The organism is Micromonospora sp. HM5-17 (assembly GCF_003762835.1).
Taxonomy (GTDB): Bacteria; Actinomycetota; Actinomycetes; order Mycobacteriales; family Micromonosporaceae; genus Plantactinospora.
This window is the reverse complement of sequence record NZ_RJWA01000002.1, coordinates 404,031-420,972: the sequence shown is the minus strand read 5'-3', so window position 1 is coordinate 420,972 and position 16,942 is coordinate 404,031. Positions and strand designations below refer to the sequence as shown.

Genomic DNA, 16,942 nt, shown 5'->3' with positions numbered 1-16,942 from the left:
CTCTCAGGGACGGCCTGTGAAGATCCTCCACACCTCCGACTGGCACATCGGGAAGGTCCTCAAGGGACAGTCCCGGATCGGCGAGCAGCGGGACGCGCTCGCCCAGGTGGTCGAGGTCGCCCAGGCCGAGTCCCCGGACCTGGTCATCGTCGCCGGGGACCTCTACGACACCGCCGCGCCCACACCGGAGGCGACCCGGCTGGTCACCCGGGCGCTGACCGCGCTGCGCCGCACCGGGGCCCAGGTGGTGGCGATCGGCGGCAACCACGACAACGGTCCGGCCCTGGACGCGCTGCGGCCGTGGGCCGAGGCGGCCGGGGTGGTGCTGCGGGGCAGCGTCCGGGACAGTCCCGCCGACCACGTCCTGGACGGCACCACCGCCGACGGCGAGCCGTGGCGGCTGATCGCGCTGCCGTTCCTCTCCCAGCGGTACGCCGTCCGGGCCGTCGAGATGTACGAGCTGACCGCCGCCGAGGCGGTGCAGACGTACGCCGACCACGTCGGACGGCTGCTCCGTCGGCTCGCCGAGGGCTTCGACGGTGCCGACCGGGTGCACCTGGTCACCGCCCACCTCACCGTGGCCGGCGCCCGTACCGGAGGCGGCGAGCGGGAGGCGCACACCGTCCTCAACTACGCGGTACCGGCGACGGTCTTCCCGAGCACCGCCCACTACGTCGCCCTCGGGCACCTGCACCGGGCGCAGACCGTCTCCGGTCCCTGCCCGATCCGGTACAGCGGCAGCCCACTCGCGGTCGACTTCGGCGAGGAGGAGAACACCCCGTCGGTCACCATCGTCGAGGTGGGCACCCACCGCGCCGCCACGGTACGGGAGGTGCCCATCACCGCCGCCGCGCCGCTGCGCACCGTACGCGGGACGCTGGCCGAGCTGGCCGAGCTGGCCGACCAGACCGCCTGGCTGCGGGTCTACGTGCGGGAGGCGCCGCGGGCCGGACTCCGCGAGGAGGTGCAGGAACTCCTCCCCCGCGCGCTGGAGGTCCGGATCGACCCGGAGCTGCTGCCGAATCCGGGAACCGCGCGGACCGTCCGACGCGCCGGGCGGTCACCCCGGGAGCTCTTCGCCGACTACCTGGACAGCCGGGGGCACGCCGACGACGGGGTCCGGGAGCTGTTCGACGAACTCTACGAGGAGGCGACGAGGTAGTGCGTCCGCTCCGCCTCGATCTGGCCGGCTTCACCGCCTTCCGGCAGGCCACCACCGTCGACTTCACCGACGCCGACTTCTTCGCCCTGGTCGGCCCGACCGGGTCCGGCAAGTCCAGCGTCCTCGACGCGATCTGCTTCGCCCTCTACGGCACCGTGCCCCGCTGGGGCGGCACCCGGGGTCTCACGAACGCCCTCGCCCCGTCGGCCGCCGAGGCCCGGGTCCGGCTGGTCTTCGAGTCGGCCGGCGCCCGGTACGTCGCCACCCGGGTCGTACGGCGGGACAGCCGGGGCACGGTGAAGACCAGCAACGCCGGACTGCAACTGATGCCGCAGGGCTTCGACGTGACGAAGCTCGACACCGGGCTCACCCCGGACGACCTCGGTGAGGTGCTCGCCGGCACCCCGGCCGAGATGGACGAGGCGGTGCTGGAGGCGGTCGGCCTGCCGTACGACCAGTTCACCAGCTGCGTGCTGCTGCCACAGGGGCAGTTCGCCGACTTCCTGCACGCCAAGCCGGCCACCCGGCAGCAGATCCTGGTCAACCTGCTCGGGCTCGGCGTCTACGAGGAGATCCAGAAGCTGGCGACCGCCCGGGCGGGCCGGGCCGAGGCGGCACTCGCCGCGGTCGATCGGGTCCTCGACGGGCTCACCGGGATCGACGACGCGGCGCTGGCGGACGCGGAGGAGCGGGTCACCAGGATGACGGCGCTCGCCGCCGACGTCGACGCCGCCGTACCGGAGCTCCGACGTGCCCGGGCGGCCGTGGCCGACGCCGAGGCCGCGCTGGCCACCCTCGACGCCGAGCTCGCCGAGCTGGCGGCCGTCCGACCCCCGGCCGACCTGGACGCGGTCGCCGCGGCGCTGGCCCAGGCCCGTACCGAGGCGGACGAGGCCGACGCCGCGGTGGCGCTCGCCGAGGAACGCGAGGAGAAGCTCCGGGGCGAGCTCGCCGCCGCCGGCGATCCGGCGGCGCTGCGGCTGCGCCAGCAGCAGCACGCCGAGCGGGACCGGCTCGCCGGCGAGGCCACCGCGCTGGCCGAGGCGCTGGCCGAGGCGGAGCGCCAGCACCGGGTCGCCGTGGCGGCCGTCGAGGCGGCCCGGGCCGACGCCGAGCGGGCCGCCCAGGAGCTGGAGGCGGCGCGGACGGCGTACCAGGAGGCGCAGGCCGCGGACCGGGCCGCCGCGCTCCGCGCCCACCTGCGCCCCGGCGCCCACTGTCCGGTCTGCGCGCAGCCGGTGGCCGAGGTGCCGGCGCTCCCGGCGGGGTCGGCGGTCCCCGCCGCCGAGGCGGCGGGCAAGGCCGCCCGGGCCGCCGCCGACGCGGCGAACCGGGTCGTCACCGAGCGGGAGCGGGCCGCCCGCGACCTGGAACGCACCCTGGACACCGCCCGGGCCCGGCACGACCAGCTCACCGCGCGACTGGCCGAGTTGGACGCCGAGCTGGCCGACTCGCCCGGGCCGGCGGCCCTGCGACGTGACCTGGAGGTGATCGCGGGGCTCCGCCGCGACCTGGAGGCCGCCGGTGCCGCGGTCCGGGCCGCCCGGGAGGCGGCCCGCCGGGCCCGCTACGGGGTGGAGGCCGCCGAGGAACGGCTCCGCGACGTCTGGCGGGTCTTCGACCGGGTACGGGACGGGGTCGCCCGGTTCGGTCCCCCGGCCGCCGACCGGGACGATGTCGCCGCCGCCTGGGCGGGGCTCCGGGCGTGGGCGGCCCAGGCCGCCGACGAGCGCCGCGCGGGCCGGGATGCCGCGGTCGCGGCGGTCGGCGCGGCGCACGCCGAGACCGAGGAGGTCGCCGCCCGGATCGGCGCGCTCTTCACCGCCGCCGGGCTTCCCGCGCCGGCCGGCGACGACGACCCGGTCCGGCTGGCCGCGGTGGCCCGGGAACGGGCCGAGGCGGAGCACCGCCGGCTCGTCGAGCGCCGCGCGCAGGCCCAGGACCTGGTCGCGCAGCGCGCCGGCCACGAGCGCGAGGCGCGGGTCGCCCGGACGCTCGCCGGCCACCTGCGGGCGAACAACTTCGAGCGGTGGCTGCTCGCCGAGGCGCTGGACCTGCTGGTCGACGGTGCCTCGCGGATCCTGCGCGACCTCACCGGTGGGCAGTACGACCTGGGCCACGACAAGGGTGAGTTCTTCGTCGTCGACCACCACGACGCCGGCCTGCGCCGCACCGTACGGACGCTGTCCGGCGGGGAGACCTTCCAGGTGTCGCTGGCGCTGGCCCTGGCCCTCTCCGAGCAGCTCGCCGGGATGTCGACCACCACCGCCAGCCTGGAGTCGATCATGCTCGACGAGGGGTTCGGCACCCTCGACGCCGCCACGCTCGACACCGTCGCCACCACCCTGGAGAACCTGGCGGCCCGGGGCGACCGCATGGTCGGGGTGGTGACCCACGTCCCGGCCCTCGCCGAACGGATACCCGTGCGGTTCGAGGTCCGCAAGGACGCCCGCGGCTCCCACATCGAGCGGGTCGGCCGGTGAGCGCGGCCCCCGTCCGGGCGGCCGGACGACCCCGAGTCCACGTCGACGCCTGGGACCCGACGTACGGAGCGTCGTTCGAGGCGGCGCCGGGGCCGGCTACCCCGAGCAGTGCGCAGGTCGAGGCCGGGGTGGAGCTGCCTCCGGACCAGTGGCGACCGCTGGCCGCACCGGACGGGGTGGAGCCGCCGCACGTCGTCCTGCTGGTCGACGGCGTACGCCGGATCGACGCCAGCCTCTGGATCGAGGAGCCGGACGGCGGGTCGTACCCGGGGCTCGCCGCGTCGTACGCCGCCGGGGTGGTCCGGTGCGACCTGCGCCGGGGCGCGGCGGAGCTGGCCGGCGCGGAGGTCGAGCGGGGACTCTTCACGGCCAGCCCGTCGGCCGAGGACATCCTCGCCGGGCAGATCCGGTACCCGGTGCACCGGCTCAGCGGCACCGGCGAGCTGAGCAAGCTGCCGGCCGCCGTCCAGGGGCCGCTGACCGCGTTGGAGGTCAAGGTCTCCGCCGCGGTTCGGGACGACGACGACCTGCTGGTGGTGGACGGGCCGCTACGCAACCGGCGGCAGCTGCCCCGGACGCTCGGCTACATCAAGACGCAGCACAGCCAGTACCTCGACGCCCGGCTGAGCGCGGTGGTGACCGGGCTCGGTGCCCGGCAGCGCACCCCGGTCTTCCGGCTCGGCACCGCCTGGGGCGGCTACTCCTGGTACCTGCGGCTGCCCGGGTCCGGCCGCGGGCCCTGGGCCGGGATCGTCCGGGTGGAGTGCTCGGCCGACCTGGCGGAGCGGGAGGCGATCGCACTCGCCGACCTCTCGCTGGTGACCCTGCCCCGGTTCGCCTCGACCGCGTACAAGGACCCCCGGGCGCCGCAGAACCTGATCCCGATCGCCGGCCTGGAGCGCCGGCTCCGGGCCCGGCTCGGCGACGGCCGGCTGTTGCACCGTGCGCTGACCCTGAGCAGCCGTCGGCGCTGAACAGCGCGACGCGACCGGCCGTCACCCCGAGCGGTCACCGGCGCCGAGCAGCCGTCACGGCCGAGCGCGCGTCGGCGTCGACCGAGTTCGGCCGGGAGCGGGTTGTGCGCGCACACCGGTCGAGAAGGTGGCGTTCCGTACACTTGGCCGGTGGGGCGGAGGCGGCGGACGGACCTGATCGCGGCGCGGGTCGACAGCGGTCTGGCCGAGCTGGCACCGGACCCGGACCGGCCGCACGCCTACACCCTGCTGGTCGACGGCGCGCCGCAGTCGCACGTCGACCTGACCGACCCGACCCACCTCGAGTTCGAGTACGTCCGCCGGATGGCGATCGTCGTCGACCTCGCCGCACCCGCCGGGGAGCCGCTGCGGGTGCTGCACCTGGGTGGCGGGGCCCTGACCCTCCCCCGGTACGTCTCGGCGACCCGGCCGGGCTCGACACAGCGGGTGGTGGAGGTCGACGCGGCCCTGGTCGAGCTCGTCCGCCGCGAGCTGCCCTGGCCGGCCGATCCCGGGCTGCGGGTCCGGGTGGGCGACGCCCGGGAGGTCCTGGCCACCTACCGCGACGCCACGTACGACCTGATCGTGGCGGACGTCTTCGCCGGTGCCCGGACTCCCGCGCACCTGACCTCGGTGGAGTTCGCCGCCGAGGCGGCCCGGGTGCTCCGGCCGGCCGGCACCTACCTGGTGAACATCGCGGACGGCCCACCGCTGCGGCACGCCCGGGCCCAGGTCGCCACGGTGCGGTCCGTGCTGCCGGAGGGCTGCCTCGTCGCCGACTCGGCGGTGCTGCGCGGCCGGCGGTACGGCAACCTGGTGCTGGTCGCCGGCCGGACCGCGCCGCCGGTCGCCGAGCTGACCCGGCGGGTCGCCGGCGACTGGTTTCCGGGTCGGGTGCTGCACGGTGCCGAACTCGACCGTTTCGCGGGCGGGGCACGGGTGGTCGACGACGCCCGGGCCCGCCCGTCGGCGCCCCCACCGTCGGGGCTGCTGGGACGCTGATCCGGTCGCCCGCGCCTCCCCGTGGGGCGCTGAGTTCGTCGCCCACGCCGGTCGGGCGGCGGGCGTTCCCTGGCGCGGTACGTGCCGCACGCCATCCCCGGAGCCGGGTGGTGGTGCGGCGCCACTGGTCGCGTCGGTCCGGTCCGCCGTTGATCCGTGGCGGGCCGGCGTCCGTATCGAACGGTGGTACCTCCACCGGCCCGACCGCGAACGGTCGGGCCGGTGGAGGACGTCGATACGGAGGGTGAGGGTGCGATGCAGGCGGTGGCCGGCGGGTGGCACGGCGAGCGGGTCATGCCGGGGCGACTGTGTGCCACCGCGCAACGCCGACCAATTCGGTACCGCAAAGGTCTCGACGCGCGGCCCGTGGATCGGAATGATGGGCCGGTGACGTCGCGACCGGCTGCCGGCCGCCACCACGCAGCGCCGACCGAGAACCGGAACTCCGACGAACTCGTCCGGTTGCTGTACGAGGAACATGCCAAGCCCCTGCTGATGTTCGTGCTGCGGCTGACCGGCGGGGACCGCCAACGGGCCGAGGACGTGGTGCAGGAGACCCTGCTGCGGGCCTGGCGCAACGCGGACCGGCTCAGGGCCGGCGGCCATGCGTCCCTGCGCCCCTGGCTGGTCACCGTCGCCCGTCGGATCGTGATCGACGACCACCGCAGCGAGCAGGCCCGGCCAGCCGAGACGTACGACCGCGACCTGGACGGATTCGCCGAATCGGACGCCACCGACCGGGTTCTGCGGACGATGACGGTCACGGACGCGCTACGGACGCTGAGCCAGCCGCACCGCGAGGTGCTGGTGGCGACGTACTTCCAGGGGCGGACGGTGCCGGAGGCCGCGGCCGAGCTGGGGCTGCCGCTCGGAACGGCCAAGTCCCGGGTCTACTACGCGCTCCGCGCACTACGCGCCGCCCTCCAGGAGCGGGGGGTGACCGAATGACTGGCGAGGTTCACCGGGACGTCGCGTCGTACGCGCTGGGCGTGCTGGACGAGCGGGACACCGCCCGCTTCGAGGAGCATCTGGCCGACTGCCCGTCCTGCGCCACCGAGCTGGAGTCGCTGCTGCCGGTGGTGGAGCTTCTCTCCGACGTGGACGGTCGCGACCTCGCCTGGGTCGAGCGGTCGGACGCGGAGGGCGTCCTCCTTGATCGGATGCTGGCCGCGGTCGGCGAGGAGCGCCGCCGCGCCCGCAACCGGCGGCTCTACACCCTGGCGGCCGGGGTCGTACTCCTGGCGATGCTGACCGGGCTGGGGCTCGTCGTCGGCACCCGGCTGGATGGCCCGGACCTCACCGCGCGCCCGCCGGGCGCCAGCCCCGGCTCGCCCGGCCCCTGGGTGAGCGGCCGGCCCGGCCCGGGGGCGTCCGACGGCGAGCGCCGGCAGGCCGACGACCCCGTCTCCGGGGTACACGCCGAGTTCGTCATGGAGGCCCGCCCGTTCGGCACCCGGATCTCCGTGGTGCTGAGCAATCTGACCGGGCCGCGGGTCTGCCGGCTCGTGATCGTGCCGGAGTCCGGACCACCCGAGGCGGTCTCGAGCTGGTCGGTGCCGCTCGCCGGGTACGGCACCAGCGCCCAGCCACAGCCGCTGACGCTCCAGGCCGCCACCGCCACCCCCCGAGACCGGATCAGCCGGATCCAGGTGGAGGAGATCGGTGAGGGCGGGGACACCACACCGCTGGTGACCGTGCCGCTCTGACCCCGGCGGCGCGGACCGGGGTACGACGATGACGGAGTTTCCCGTCCGGACGGAACGTGCCACGGCAATCACGAACCGAACAATTGTCGTCGGCGATTCTGCGCCGACCGCGCCGGTCCACAACATCGGAGCGCGGCGGGTCCCATCATAATCACACCGACGACCCCGACAGCAATTCGGCGCCGAATTGCCAATCCCCCATTTCGCCGCAGGCCGTCCGGGCGGCGTCGGTCGGTGGGCCGGTGCCCCGCGCCCGGCGGCCCGCCGCCACCGGCCGGACCCGCCGCCTCACCCGAAGGCAGGCCTCGGCCCCGGGTGGGATGGCGCCGCGGCGGGGCGACCGCATCGCGACGCGCGCGGCGGCGCGGCCGGATCACGACGCGGGAGCACCAGCGACGCCCGGTGCCATCCAGCGGGCGCTCTCCTGACGCGGACGGCCCACGCCGCGCCGCCCCCGCGGCGCCACGGCGGCGGTAACCCGGCGACGTCCGCGCCGGGGTGATCCCGCGGGGGACGTCCACCCGGGAAGCAACCCGATCGTTCGGGACGTGACCGGCCGCGGTCCCGCGGGACGTACCCGCGGTGGAACGACGCGGGGCAGCCGTGGGCACCGGCCGGCACCAGCGAGCAGCGGCGCCGCGACAGGCCGGGCCGAAAATATAAATCTCCTTTAAGTGGACCCTAAGAAATTCCTATCTCGGTGACCGTGGTTTGACTCTCCACCAACGCGCTCCGTAGGTTTTCCGCAGCGTTGCCCGTCGATTGTTGGAAAGGCAGGAAGATGGTGACGACGTTCGGGGCGGCGGCCCACGACCGTGACCGTCACCGGCTCCGCCGCCAGTCGGTCGGCCGGCTCGTCGACCGCCGAGACAGCGGTCCGGCCGCCCCCCGACCCGCCGGTCGACGCACGGATCTCCGCCCGCCGTCCCGGACGGCGCCGCGCTCCGCATCCTGTCCCGGTCGCCGGCTCCCCCTGGCCGTCGGCCTCCCCGCCAGGTCTCACTGAACCGACCTTGCGCGACCAACCCTCCTCAGGAAGAGGTGGCACCCCGTGAAGGACACCCCTGTCCGCTCCTCGCGACGGCGCTCGAATCGTCCACCCCGCAACAAGCGTCTGATCGCCGTACTCGCCACGCTGGGCGTCTTCGGCGCGATCGTCGCGGTCACCCAGGTCTCCAACGCCGGCACCTGGCGTCGCCCGCCAAAGGCCAAATCGTGTCCCACCGCGAGCGCCCCCGCCACCACACCATCCGCGGCGAGCTCGGATGCCGGGGCGGACCCGGCCGCGGCCGCGCCGGCACCGTCCACGACGGCCAGCAACCCGGGAACCGCGGCCAGCCCGGCGACCCAGTCGTACCACGACCACGGCGCACTCCAGCACCCCGGTGACGGGCAGCAGCCGGGCACGCTCGGCCAGCGAGGCCGGGGTGGGCGGCCCGGCGACGGCACCTGCACACCCAGCCCCGGAACGTCGTCGCCTGCCGCGCCCGGCAATCCGGCCCCGCTCGAACCGCTCGGCGCCGACTGCTCCGGCAGTGACCTGCCGGCCCACGACGGCTTCCAGAACGGCGAGCGCTGCGTCAGCACGGCGTTCGGCGAGGTGGCCGCCCCCGAGGACAACCCCTCCCTGCTGATCGTCTCTGCGCCGCAGACGGTACGCCGGAACCAGCAGTTCACGCTCCGGGTCAGTACCCGCAACCTGGTCCGCGACCGGTTCCTGCCGGCAGCGCAGGGCGGCTACTACAAGGAGAGCTCCTTCCTGAACGAGGACGGCATCGTCCGCGGCCACTTCCACTCCGCCTGCCGGATGCTGACCAGTAGCCGTACCGCGCCCGACCCGGCCCCGGCCCCGGCCTTCTTCGTCGCGACCGAGGATGGCCGGGGTGGTGTCGAACCGGACACGGTGACGGTGACCGTGCCGGGCCTCACCCAGCGAGGCGTGGCGCAGTGCGCGGTGTGGGCGGGGGACGGTTCGCACCGGGTGCCGATGATGGCTCGCGCCAACCAGATCCCGGCGTTCGACGTGGTCCGGATCACCGTCCGGTGATCCGCCCCGACCGAGACCCCGGTACCTCGGGACCGGTCGACTCGGGTGGACGGCACCGGGACGCACGACGCGTCCCGGTGCCGTTCCGCGTCGACGCCAGAGAACGCGGTGGTGACACACCAGAGAACGCGGTGCCGTCGACACCGCGCCCGGGCCGGATCCGGCACTCGGCCGGCGTCCGGCGTTGCCCGGCTCCGGCACGCCATCGCTGGTCCACGGTGGGGCGGCTGACCAGACGTCGCCGTCCGCGTCTCCGGCGACGCGGCACGGCACCGCCGCCCGGGCCGGCTCCGCGTCCTCGGTGTCCGGGCCTACGTGGCAGAGTGTCCGGGTGACCGGAACGGGGCCGACGGCGAGACGGGTACTGCACCCGCCGGCCGGCTACCACCTGGCCGGCTCCCTGCGACTGCTGGCGATGGGGATGCACGACCCGTGCGCCCGGTTCGTCGACGGGACCTTCTGGTGGGCGACCCGCACCCCGGAGGGGCCGGGGACGCTCGGGCTCCGCCGGGTCGGTGCCGACCTGGTGGCCGAGGGGCACGGACCGGGCGCCGACTGGGTGGTCGAGCACGCCGACGCCGTGGCGGGGCTCCGCGACGACGTCAGCGGCTTCGCCGAACTCGCCGCCGGGCACCCGGTGGTGGCGCGGCTGGCCCGCGTGTACCGCGGACTTCGGCTGCCGGCGACCGGCTGCCTCTTCCCCCGGCTGCTCCGGGCGATCCTGGAGCAGAAGGTGACCGGCAAGGAGGCGTACCGGGCGTACGCGGCGACGGTGCGGCACTTCGGGGCACCGGCGCCTGGCCCGATACCCAAGCTCTGGACGCCGCCCGATCCTGAGGTGATCGCCGCCGCGCCGTACTGGGTCTTTCATCCATTCGGCGTGGAACAGCGGCGCGCCGAGACGCTGCGCCGGGCGGCGGCCGAGGCGGGCCGGCTGGAACGCTGCGCCGACGCCGCGGAGGCGACCCGCCGGATGACCGCGATCGCCGGGATCGGCCCGTGGACGGCGGCGGAGGTGGTCCGGACCGTCTTCGGCGACCCGGACGCGGTGAGCGTGGGTGACCGCCACATCCCGAACACGGTCGCCTGGGCCCTGGCCGGCGAGGTACGCGGCGACGACGCCCGGATGCTGGCGTTGCTGGAGCCGTTCCGGGGCCACCGGGGCCGGGTCTGCCTGCTCCTGGAGGTCGACGGGCGGCAGGCCCCCCGGTTCGGGCCCCGGATGCCGCTCCGGTCCTTCGCCCGGTACTGAGCACCCCCGCGCCCACCGGTCGCGAGCCTCCCGGACGGGGCACCGGCCCCGCGGGGTCCCGAGCCACCCTTCGGCGGTGGCGAGCCGGCGCGCCGCCCTCACCCGGGCCCGAGGTGCCGGGGCCCGGAACCCGCCCGCCTCCTGGCGCGCCGGTCGATCGGTTGGGCGACGATGGTGGCATGACGAACACAGCAGGCGGCGGCAGGTACGTGAACCCGGATGGGGAGTTCACTCGCGACCAGCGGTACATCGCGACCCGGATCACCGCGGACGGGCGGGACGGCTATCCCGTGGAGCCGGGCCGGTACCGGCTGGTGGTGAGTCGCGCCTGCCCCTGGGCGAACCGGGCGATGATCGTCCGCCGGTTGCTCGGTCTCGAGGACGTCCTCTCCATGGCGATCGCCGGGCCGACCCACGACGCCCGGAGCTGGACGTTCGACCTCGACCCCGGCGGGCGGGACCCGGTGCTCGGCATCGAGCGTCTCCAGGAGGCCTACTTCGCCCGGTTTCCCGGCTACGACCGGGGGATCACCGTCCCGGCGATCGTCGACATCCCGACCGGTCAGGTGGTGACGAACGACTACGCCCAGATGACGCTGGACCTCTCCAGCGAGTGGCGCGCCTACCACCGGCCCGGTGCCCCCGACCTCTACCCGGAGGCGCTGCGTACGGAGATCGACGAGGTCAACGAGGTCGTCTTCACCGACGTCAACAACGGCGTCTACCGGTGCGGCTTCGCCGGCAGCCAGGAGGCGTACACGAAGGCGTACCACCGGCTCTTCGACCGGCTCGACTGGCTCTCCGAGCGGCTGGAGCGCCGGCGCTACCTGGTCGGCGACACCATCACCGAGGCCGACGTCCGGCTCTTCACCACCCTGGTCCGGTTCGACGCGGTCTACCACGGCCACTTCAAGTGCAACCGGCAGAAGCTCACCGAGATGCCGGTGCTGTGGGCGTACGCCCGGGACCTGTTCCAGACCCCGGGGTTCGGCGACACGATCGACTTCACGCACATCAAGCGGCACTACTACGAGGTGCACCGGGACATCAACCCGACCGGGGTCGTCCCGGTCGGCCCGGACCTGTCGGGCTGGCTGGAGCCGCACGGCCGGGAGGCGCTGGGCGGCCGGCCGTTCGGAGACGGCACTCCCCCGCCCCCACCACGCCCGGAGGAGGTCGTCCCGGCGGGCCACACCCCGCTCGCCAACTGACCCCCGCGACCGGCGCCGGCACGCGACGAACGCCGGCGGCGGGCGGAGACACGATGGCCACGAACGCCCCGCGCGGTGGGCGGACTACCGACGACGGCGGGCGGCGGCGACATCCGCGGCGATGCCCGGAAACGAGCGCTTTCCCCCCCGTCGACAACGGCGCGAAACGGTGCTGTGCCGATTCCGTGACATCCATGTCGGCCATCGGACCGCCCCGCCGGAACCGCAACGGAACTGCCGGTGATGCATCACGCTCCGCAACCGGTGGTCCGGGTCCGACCGGGCACCCCGGGCCGGGCTGTCATGCGTCGACGACGCCGGCCGCCAGGGTCGAGGGGGTGACGGCGGATTCCGCCGCCCCGGCCACGCCGCGGAGTGACCCGACACGCGCGGTGAGCACACCCGACGCGTTGATGAATGAGAATTCAGCTAGATTCATGCCCACACGTTGCGGTGATCCGTGCCCAGCCGCCCCCCATAGCCGCATAATGCAACACAGATCGCCAGCCATCGGGCTGAAGCGGCATTAAGGAGTGAAAGGCACGAATGTGAAGCTCACCTTCATTCGTAAGACAGCACAGTCACAGGTCAACAACTGCCCGTCGCTGTACCGCACCGACCGGGGCACCTTCATCGTGCAGGGCTGGCGGGTATCCGACGCCGAGGCGCTCTCCCAGCTCGACATCCCGCCGCACGAGACCGCGGTGGAGGTGCCGGAGGACGTGCTGGCGGAGATCGCGAAGGCTCTGTAGCAGCGGCCAGCGCGGTAGGTGCACCAGGGCCGATCGGCTCACCGGTACGCGGGGAGGCGTACCTCGGTCCCGAGATGGTGAGCCGATCGACCCCAGGACCGGCCCGCGCTACGCCGCGGGCAGTTCCCGCAGGTCGGCCAGGGTCACCGGGGTACGCGCCAGCAGCAGCCGTTCCAACGCGGCGACGTCACCCACCTCACCGAGTACGTCCACCCCGCCGACCTCCCGGCGGTAGCGGTACGCCAGCCGGTACCGGTACCGCCCGCCAATCCGCTCGATACTCACCTGCCACCGTCCGCAGCAGGCACACACCCATCCCCGCATGCGGGGAACATAGCCCTGACCTGCGGAAACACCGCCGGCGCCCCGGCTGCCGCGGGACGGCTGGGGCGGCCGGGACGGCTGGGACGGCCGAGCCGCCCCACCGGCCGGCGCCGATCTGGTTGACTTGGCCGGGTGAAACTGCCGATCAACCCGCCGGTCGAGCCGATGCTGGCCAGAAGCGTCCCGGAGATCCCCACCGCCGAGGGGATGACGTACGAGCCGAAGTGGGACGGCTTCCGCTGCATCGTCTTCCGGGACGGCGACGAGGTCGAGCTGACCAGCCGGGGCGGCAAGACCCTGACCCGCTACTTCCCCGAGGTGGTCGCCCAGGCCCGCGCGCAGGTGCCGACCCGCTGCGTCGTCGACGGCGAGCTGATCGTGATCCGTCGAAACAACCCGGACGGGCAGCCCCGGCTCGACTTCGAGCTGCTGAGCCAGCGCATCCACCCGGCCGCCTCCCGGGTCGCCCTGCTGGCCGAGACAACCCCGGCCGACTTCGTCGCCTTCGACCTGCTCGCCCTCGACGACGAGGCACTGCTCGACCAGCCGTACGCCCGGCGCCGGGCCCGGCTCGAGGCGGCGCTCGACGGGGTGGCGCCGCCGGTGCACGTCACCCAGATCACCAACGACCTGGCGACCGCCCGCCGCTGGTTCGAGATCTTCGAGGGGGCCGGGCTGGACGGGCTGGTCGCCAAGCCCGCCGAGATCCCGTACGAGCCCGGAAAGCGGCTCATGTTCAAGGTGAAGCACACCCGGACCGCGGACGTGGTGGTGGCCGGCTTCCGCTGGCACAGGTCCGGCCCGGTGGTCGGCTCGCTGCTGCTCGGGCTCTACGACGAGGCGGGGACGCTCCACCACGTCGGCGTGTCGGCGTCCTTCACCGCCAGGCGGCGCCGGGAGCTGCTGGACGAGTTGGCGGCGTACCGGGGCGCGGACGTGGCCGCCACGCACCCGTGGCTGCACGGCGACCACGCCGGCGCACAGCGGATCCCGGGCGCGCCGAGCCGGTGGACGGGGACCAAGAGCCTGGAGTGGGAACCGATCCGCCCCGAGCTGGTCGCCGAGGTCGGTTACGACGCGATGGAGGGGAATCGGTTCCGGCACACCGCGCAGTTCGTCCGGTGGCGACCCGACCGCCAGCCGCGCTCCTGCACGTACGACCAGCTCGACCGCCCGGTCCGTTTCGACGTCGACCAGGTCCTGCGCGGCGATCCGGCGGCCACCGCCTGACCGCGCCCCGACCCGCCCGCAGTCCGCTCCGCACCGGGTCCCGGCCCGCCGGATCCCCGGCGGCGCCACCGGGCTCGCCCCTGGCGCGTAGCCTGGCATCGGAGAAGATCACGGAGGAACCCCTTGGCCCGCACGCATCTTCGCCGGCCGTCCCTGGCCGGCCTCGTCGCCACCGTCCTGCTCGCCTCCGGCTGCACGTTGCCGGTCTTCGACCGGGGTGACGCCGGGGACCGGCGGGGCGGGACGGCGCCGACCGGCGCCGGCGCACCGGACTGGAAGCCCTGCCCGGAGGTGCCGCGCGAGCTCGTCGGGCGGGCCGCGGCGAACATGCGGTACGACTGCGCCACGATCTCCGTACCCGGAGACTGGACCACCGCCGGCGGTGCCGGCGCGAGCGGCGACGGCAAGCTGGAGATCGCCCTGCTGCGGGTCCGCTCCACCAAGCAGCGGGACCGGATCGGCTCACTGCTGGTCAACCCGGGCGGGCCGGGCGGCTCCGGCATCGACTCGGCGGTCTACCTCTCGTTCGGCCCCTCCTTCGGCGGGCTGCCCGACGAGGTGACCCGGCGGTTCGACATCGTCGGCTTCGACCCGCGCGGCGTCTCCCGCTCCTCCCCGGTCAAGTGCATCTCCGACGCCGACCTGGACGCCACCTTCGGCTACGAGCCGGACCCGACGAGCCAGGCCGCCTTCGACGGCCTCGTCGCGCTCAACCGGAGAATCGGCGAGACCTGCGGCGAGAAGTACGGCGACCGGCTCCGGCTCTTCTCCACCGAACAGGCGGCCCGGGACATGGACGCGATCCGGGTCGCGGTCGGCGACGAGAAGCTGACCTACCTCGGCTACTCCTACGGCACCCTGCTCGGGGCGACGTACGCGCAGCTCTTCCCGCGCAATGTCCGGGCGCTCGTCCTCGACGGCGCCGTCGACCCCAGGCAGGACCTGATCGCCGGTTCGGAGAGCCAGGCCAAGGGGTTCGAGCGGGCGTTCGGCAACTTCACCGAGTGGTGCGCCCGCAGCCCGCGCACGTGCCCGATCGCCCCGGATGCCCGGGCGGCGGTGACGGACGCGCTGGAGAACGCCCGGGTCTCCCCGGTCCGGAGCCCCGACGGCCGGGAGGCGACCGCCGGGTGGATCTTCTACGCGATCGTCTCCTCGCTCTACAGCGAGTCCGGCTGGCAGAAGCTCGCCGCCGCGATCGACTCGCTCCGGGCCGGCGATCCAAAGGGGGTCTTCGAGCTGGCCGACGCGTACGCCGAACGGGACGAGAACGGGAGGTACAGCAACCTCTTCGACGCCAACCTGGCGGTGAACTGTGCCGACGACGACTCCCGGCCGGGGTTGGACCGGATCCGAGAGTTGCAGTCCGAGTGGCGGAAGAAGTACCCGCTCTTCGGTGCCCCGCTCGCGGTCGGGATGCTGAGCTGCGAGTTCTGGCCCGGCCAGCGGGACCCGTACCCGACGGGGCCGGCGGTCGGTGCCCCGCCGATCGTGGTGGTCGGGACCACGGGCGACCCGGCGACCCCGTACGAGCAGACGGCGAAGCTGGCCGGGATGCTCGGCGTCGGTCGGGTCCTGACCTGGCAGGGCGAGGGGCACACGGCATACCCGCAGACGCGGTGCATCACCGACGCGGTCGACGCGTACCTGATCGACCTCACGGTTCCGGCCGAGGGCGCCACCTGCCCGGCCCGCTGACGCCGGCGGCGCGCGCGGTGCCGGCCGAGCGCGCCCGCGGGCGGAGGGCCCGCGGCGGGCGGGACGTGGGCGCCGGAGGTCGGCCCGGCCCCGCTGTGTCAGGCTGTCGGACATGGCTGAGCTGATCTTCCGTACGGCCCGCCGGGCCGACGTACCGGCGATCGTGGCGATGCTGCTCGACGACGAGATCGGTGCCGCCCGGGAGTCGGGTCCTCCGGTGCACGAGGAGATCGACGCCGCCTACTGGGCCGGCTTCGAGGCGGTGGACGCCGATCCGCGCAACGAGCTGGTCGTGGCCGAGCGCGACGGAGAGCTGGTCGGCACGATGCAGCTCACCTTCATCCCCTCGCTGAGCCGGCGCGGCGCGGAACGGCTCCAGATCGAGGCGGTCCGGGTCCGCTCAGACCTGCGTGGCCGCGGGATCGGCCGACGCATGATCACGTGGGCGGTGGACCAGGCCCGGGAGCGCGGCTGCGGCCTGGTCCAGCTCACCACCGACAAGCGGCGCGCCGACGCCCACCGCTTCTACGCGTCGCTCGGGTTCCAGGCCACCCACGAGGGCATGAAGCTCATCCTCTGAGGGCGGGCGGCGTGCCCCGGTCGGCGTGACGACGGTGGCGGACCGACGCCGAGGGCTCGGGACGTCGACGAACCGCGCCGCACGAGCCGGCCGGCGAGACAACAGTTCGCCTATACTCGAACGATGAACGCGGCCGCCCCGACCCGGGAACAGCTGAGCCTCCCCGCCGTCCTCGAGGCCCTGGCCAACCCGTTGCGCCTGCGGGTGGTGGCCCAGCTCGCCGCCGCGCCCGAGGCGGGACTCAGCTGCGGCGAGTTGCTCCCGGACGTCTCCAAGTCCACCGCCAGTCACCACTGGCGCATCCTGCGCGACGCCGGCATCCTCGAACACCGACGAGACGGGCGGCACATCCGCCCGGTCCTGCGCCGCGCCGACCTGGACGCCCGCTTTCCGGGGCTTCTCGACGTGGTCCTGGCGAACGCCCGGGAGCTGGTCCGGCCCGCGTCCGCCACCTCCTGACCGACCAACCAGGACGGTCGACCTCGACCGTCCGCGCCCGCCCGGGCCACGGCACCCCCTCT

Annotated in this window: 16 protein-coding genes; 14 read left to right on the top strand and 2 right to left on the bottom strand. The window is 74.5% G+C overall.

Going from position 1 to position 16,942, the window contains the following annotated elements; genetic code table 11:
- Nucleotides 1-16: 16 nt before the first annotated feature.
- The 9 genes from EF879_RS07155 to EF879_RS07115 all read left to right on the top strand — a co-directional run bounded on the left by EF879_RS07155 (nt 17) and on the right by EF879_RS07115 (nt 11,837).
- Nucleotides 17-1,162, top strand: coding sequence for an exonuclease SbcCD subunit D (locus tag EF879_RS07155; RefSeq protein ID WP_123556057.1), 1,146 nt, complete (start codon nt 17-19; stop codon nt 1,160-1,162).
- Nucleotides 1,162-3,645: an AAA family ATPase gene (locus EF879_RS07150; protein ID WP_123556055.1), complete on the top strand. Its 2,484-nt coding sequence runs from the start codon at nt 1,162-1,164 to the stop codon at nt 3,643-3,645. The genes EF879_RS07155 and EF879_RS07150 overlap by 1 nt, the downstream gene beginning before the upstream one ends.
- Nucleotides 3,642-4,619, top strand: a complete 978-nt coding sequence (locus EF879_RS07145) for a hypothetical protein (RefSeq protein ID WP_123556053.1) — start codon at nt 3,642-3,644, stop codon at nt 4,617-4,619. The genes EF879_RS07150 and EF879_RS07145 overlap by 4 nt, the downstream gene beginning before the upstream one ends.
- 150 nt (nt 4,620-4,769) lie before the next feature.
- Entirely contained in the window at nt 4,770-5,621 is an 852-nt protein-coding gene (locus EF879_RS07140) for a spermidine synthase (RefSeq protein WP_123556051.1), read from the top strand.
- Nucleotides 5,622-5,876: 255 nt separating this feature from the next.
- Entirely contained in the window at nt 5,877-6,569 is a 693-nt protein-coding gene (locus EF879_RS07135; RefSeq protein WP_123556849.1) for a sigma-70 family RNA polymerase sigma factor, read from the top strand.
- Nucleotides 6,566-7,327, top strand: coding sequence for a zf-HC2 domain-containing protein (locus EF879_RS07130; RefSeq protein WP_123556049.1), 762 nt, complete (start codon nt 6,566-6,568; stop codon nt 7,325-7,327). Before EF879_RS07135 ends, EF879_RS07130 begins: the two co-directional genes overlap by 4 nt.
- 1,051 nt (nt 7,328-8,378) lie before the next feature.
- Nucleotides 8,379-9,374 carry a Pecanex-like protein 1 gene (locus EF879_RS07125; protein ID WP_233604285.1) on the top strand — a complete coding sequence of 332 codons (996 nt, stop codon included), beginning with the start codon at nt 8,379-8,381 and terminating at the stop codon, nt 9,372-9,374.
- A gap of 331 nt (nt 9,375-9,705) precedes the next feature.
- Nucleotides 9,706-10,626, top strand: coding sequence for a DNA-3-methyladenine glycosylase (locus EF879_RS07120; RefSeq protein ID WP_123556046.1), 921 nt, complete (start codon nt 9,706-9,708; stop codon nt 10,624-10,626).
- Between the two features lie 179 nt (nt 10,627-10,805).
- The gene (locus tag EF879_RS07115) at nt 10,806-11,837 is read left to right on the top strand and encodes a glutathione S-transferase family protein (RefSeq protein ID WP_123556044.1); all 1,032 of its coding nucleotides are present in this window, start codon (nt 10,806-10,808) and stop codon (nt 11,835-11,837) included.
- A 301-nt stretch (nt 11,838-12,138) separates the two neighbouring features.
- Here the strand turns inward: EF879_RS07115 and EF879_RS27165 are convergent, their stop codons facing one another.
- Nucleotides 12,139-12,276 carry a hypothetical protein gene (locus tag EF879_RS27165; RefSeq protein WP_158624122.1) on the bottom strand — a complete coding sequence of 46 codons (138 nt, stop codon included), beginning with the start codon at nt 12,274-12,276 and terminating at the stop codon, nt 12,139-12,141.
- A 109-nt stretch (nt 12,277-12,385) separates the two neighbouring features.
- On the opposite strand from EF879_RS27165, the gene EF879_RS07110 reads away from it, so the two are divergent.
- The gene (locus EF879_RS07110; protein WP_123556042.1) at nt 12,386-12,589 is read left to right on the top strand and encodes a hypothetical protein; all 204 of its coding nucleotides are present in this window, start codon (nt 12,386-12,388) and stop codon (nt 12,587-12,589) included.
- A 108-nt stretch (nt 12,590-12,697) separates the two neighbouring features.
- On the opposite strand, the gene EF879_RS07105 is transcribed toward EF879_RS07110, so the two are convergent.
- A complete protein-coding gene (locus EF879_RS07105) occupies nt 12,698-12,913 on the bottom strand; it encodes a hypothetical protein (RefSeq protein WP_123556040.1) in 216 nt (71 codons plus the stop codon).
- Between the two features lie 132 nt (nt 12,914-13,045).
- Between EF879_RS07105 and EF879_RS07100 the strand changes: the two genes are divergently transcribed.
- The 4 genes from EF879_RS07100 (at nt 13,046) to EF879_RS07085 (ending at nt 16,880) form a co-directional block, all read left to right on the top strand.
- Entirely contained in the window at nt 13,046-14,143 is a 1,098-nt protein-coding gene (locus EF879_RS07100) for an ATP-dependent DNA ligase (RefSeq protein WP_123556038.1), read from the top strand.
- 123 nt (nt 14,144-14,266) lie between these two features.
- A complete protein-coding gene (locus EF879_RS07095) occupies nt 14,267-15,841 on the top strand; it encodes an alpha/beta hydrolase (protein ID WP_123556035.1) in 1,575 nt (524 codons plus the stop codon).
- Nucleotides 15,842-15,953: 112 nt separating this feature from the next.
- Nucleotides 15,954-16,421 (top strand): GNAT family N-acetyltransferase, encoded by a 468-nt coding sequence (locus EF879_RS07090; protein WP_123556032.1) that lies wholly within the window; start codon nt 15,954-15,956, stop codon nt 16,419-16,421.
- A 123-nt stretch (nt 16,422-16,544) separates the two neighbouring features.
- Nucleotides 16,545-16,880, top strand: coding sequence for a helix-turn-helix transcriptional regulator (locus EF879_RS07085; RefSeq protein ID WP_123556029.1), 336 nt, complete (start codon nt 16,545-16,547; stop codon nt 16,878-16,880).
- Nucleotides 16,881-16,942 lie beyond the last annotated feature (62 nt).

Excerpts from the sequence above, each read along its gene's own strand:
- EF879_RS07135 (WP_123556849.1), top strand. The coding sequence starts at position 5,877 with ATGCAGGCGGTGGCCGGCGGGTGGCACGGCGAGCGGGTCATGCCGGGG.
- EF879_RS07130 (WP_123556049.1), top strand. The coding sequence starts at position 6,566 with ATGACTGGCGAGGTTCACCGGGACGTCGCGTCGTACGCGCTGGGCGTG.
- EF879_RS07115 (WP_123556044.1), top strand. The coding sequence starts at position 10,806 with ATGACGAACACAGCAGGCGGCGGCAGGTACGTGAACCCGGATGGGGAG.
- EF879_RS27165 (WP_158624122.1), bottom strand. The coding sequence starts at position 12,276 with ATGAATCTAGCTGAATTCTCATTCATCAACGCGTCGGGTGTGCTCACC.
- EF879_RS07105 (WP_123556040.1), bottom strand. The coding sequence starts at position 12,913 with ATGCGGGGATGGGTGTGTGCCTGCTGCGGACGGTGGCAGGTGAGTATC.
- EF879_RS07090 (WP_123556032.1), top strand. The coding sequence starts at position 15,954 with ATGGCTGAGCTGATCTTCCGTACGGCCCGCCGGGCCGACGTACCGGCG.
- EF879_RS07085 (WP_123556029.1), top strand. The coding sequence starts at position 16,545 with ATGAACGCGGCCGCCCCGACCCGGGAACAGCTGAGCCTCCCCGCCGTC.